We start from the raw sequence: 2,660 nt of genomic DNA on the forward strand, positions 1-2,660 counted from the left end.
GCGTGCGCCCTTATACGGCCCTCACATCGCCCACAGATCGGTCAGTAGAGCCACAAGTACCGTCAGGACGCGCATGAGCGCCTGGTCGTCAGCACATTGGAGCGTGTGTTCGGAACCGCGAACGTTTATGGGTCGCAGCATTACATCTCAGTTGTCGAGGACAAGGGTGAGGTCGATGCATTGGTCTGCACCGAGTGGCCGCTCGTTGTCGAAGCCAAGGCGATCAGCTTCACCGATTCCGGGCGGCGAGGTGCGCCGCGGCGTGTCGATACGAAGGTCAAGGAGATCCTCGGCAAGGCACTGGACCAGACCGATCGAGCGTTGACCTACGTCCTGGATGAGGGATCTCGATCATTCGCGCCGAATGAAGGCGGCAAAAATGTCGAGCTACTAACCGCCAAAATCTCTGGTGGCACAGCAATCATTGTCACGTTTGAGCGGACAGACCCTCTCGCTTTCGGTGGTCTGGACGTGGCGGGCAATGCTAAACGACCTACCTGGGTAGTGTCGCTGACGGACCTGCTGATGGTGGCCGACATTTTGTCCAGTCCCGCGGAGTTCCATCACTACGCGCGGGTGCGAGCGGGAATGATTGCGTCAACCGTAACCGCCGCCGCGGAGGCAGACCTGCTCGGCGCCTACTTGTCCGATCGTCTCCGAATTACGAACCGAGCGAACGCAGAGGATTCAACGCGCGTGCTCATCGGGTACTCGTCGGAGGAACTCAACGACTTCTACACTCAGCGCGAATTGGGTTTCGAACGGCGCAAACCACGCACCGATCTGCCACAGGAAGTCACCGATGCTCTGGCGAACACGTTGAAGCACCCCGGCTGGGCAGAGTGCGTTGACGCTGTGATGTCAGCAGAACCGTCCGTGTGGAAGAAATGGAAACGGTTCCGCCGCCGACACCGTCGCGGCGGTACATTCGGACTCAACGACACTGTTGCCCTTGTAGCACTTCCGGACGGGGAGCCTTCGCTCGTTTGCAAGGATGCATCGATCAGGCTCATCATTCCCGCGTCACGATGAAGCGTTGTTGTGCGCCTTGTCGTCGGTACGACCAGGCGCGCCAGTTTTTTCGTAACCCGGCGGGGTGCTGGGTCTATCGAGAATCTGTCGTATGAATCGGAGAGCAGGGCAGACTGGGACAGGGCCATCGGTGGACCTCTTTCTTCGATGCGTGCTTTGCCGTACACACCGCGACGATCACAGCCCCCATATGTGATCATGACCATCAGGGGGTCGCGCCGCCGGGGAGCTGTGGGACCGCGGTTTGCAACCGGCAGGGATGCGGCAAAGGTTGGGATGAGCTGTGCCGACACCCTCGCGACCGACTCGGACGCCGCGGCGATCGAGGCACTGACGAAGTACTACGACCGCCCGTACCTGAGCGACGCCGCCTACGTCGGGGCGCAAGTCGACTCCTGGTCGAGCACCGGGGACCGGGCGGGGGAAGGCGGACCGATTGTTGTCGATCCGGGAGGAGGCCGGCGGCCTCCCCGACGAGATCTCGGCACTCCGCGTGTTCGATGTGATCGCGTGGATGTACGGGGAAGAACTGCGGCCTCGGAGAGCGCTCTGACCTGGGGAGATGACACGTCCCGGGGTGATCCGTCATCGGCGGGGCCGATGATGGGTGGTGTGGACGAGGCGGCACCCGGGGGATCGGGAAAAGGGCTGCGGATTTCGCTGGGCGTCATCGAGGGTCTGCTGTTGGGGTTCTTCTGCTATCTGCCGGCGGTGATCTTGTGGCAGCACTACGGCGATGTCCCGCAGCCTCGGGTGTATCCGCACGGTTCGTTCACCTCGTTCGGGTCGGATCCGCCGCCGGCCTCGTATTGGGTGAGTTGGGCGGCACCGACTGTTGTGGTGGTGGCGTGTGGGTTGATGACGGTTTCGTGGCGGCCCGTCCGGCAGTTCGCTGTGCCGTTGGTGTGCGCGTTTCTGCCGATGGCGGCAATGGTGGCGTGGTTCATGATCGGAATGGAACTGTTCTTCACCCCCGACTGAACCGCCCGGTGAAGCGCTGAATCCGCTTGGTGTGATGGCGGCCCGTACCCGATTTTCGGGGTGCGGGCCGTGTGCTGTGTGGGGGCTGTGATGGTGTTGTGACCTGGTGTGATGACATGTCCCCGGTTTGTGATGTGGAGGTGCCGGCGACCTGTGCGGGGAGTGCCGGTGCCGGGGTGTCTGGGGCGCGCGGGTGTCTGTTTCGTCCGTTTTGGAGCCGTTTTCGAAGCAATTTTGAAAGTTGTTGACTTACAATATTATTGGGTAATCAATTGAGTAATAATGTGTTACACACTTTATGCACAATAGTGAGGTTGTAAGGCTCGTAATCTGTTGTAAATCAATAGTTTTGAATGTTTTGAGGTTTTCGCCTGTTTTGGGTTGCGTCGGGGGTGGGGTGGTATGGTGTGGGTATGGCATGGAGCGGCGCAGGAAATCGAGTGGGCGGCGGGTCGGGAGCACTCACTCGCGTCCCCAGCCTCGTTGGGGTGTGGGGGACCGGATCGAACGTTCCGATCAAATATACAGGTGAGAACCTAATCTTGGAGACTCAGAGGAGCGAAGCGACTCGATCGACGGCAACGGGAACTGGCCCACTGCGAGCCGCGCAGCGGCTCCCTGGCGGGGAGCGCAGCGACTCGCCCCGT

At 60.8% G+C, this 2,660-nt stretch carries 3 protein-coding genes; all 3 read left to right on the forward strand.

Going from position 1 to position 2,660, the window contains the following annotated elements; translation table 11 throughout:
* Positions 1-105 precede the first annotated feature (105 nt).
* The 3 genes from P3H15_RS53510 to P3H15_RS53520 all read left to right on the forward strand — a co-directional run bounded on the left by P3H15_RS53510 (position 106) and on the right by P3H15_RS53520 (position 2,013).
* On the forward strand, positions 106-1,032 hold the full coding sequence (locus P3H15_RS53510; RefSeq protein ID WP_276144744.1) for a hypothetical protein: 927 nt from the start codon (positions 106-108) through the stop codon (positions 1,030-1,032).
* Between the two features lie 439 nt (positions 1,033-1,471).
* The gene (locus P3H15_RS53515) at positions 1,472-1,585 is read left to right on the forward strand and encodes a hypothetical protein (protein WP_276144746.1); all 114 of its coding nucleotides are present in this window, start codon (positions 1,472-1,474) and stop codon (positions 1,583-1,585) included.
* Positions 1,586-1,644: 59 nt separating this feature from the next.
* Entirely contained in the window at positions 1,645-2,013 is a 369-nt protein-coding gene (locus tag P3H15_RS53520) for a hypothetical protein (RefSeq protein WP_276144745.1), read from the forward strand.
* Positions 2,014-2,660: the final 647 nt, after the last annotated feature.

The organism is Rhodococcus sp. T2V, assembly GCF_029269925.1.
Lineage (GTDB): Bacteria > Actinomycetota > Actinomycetes > Mycobacteriales > Mycobacteriaceae > Rhodococcus_F > Rhodococcus_F koreensis.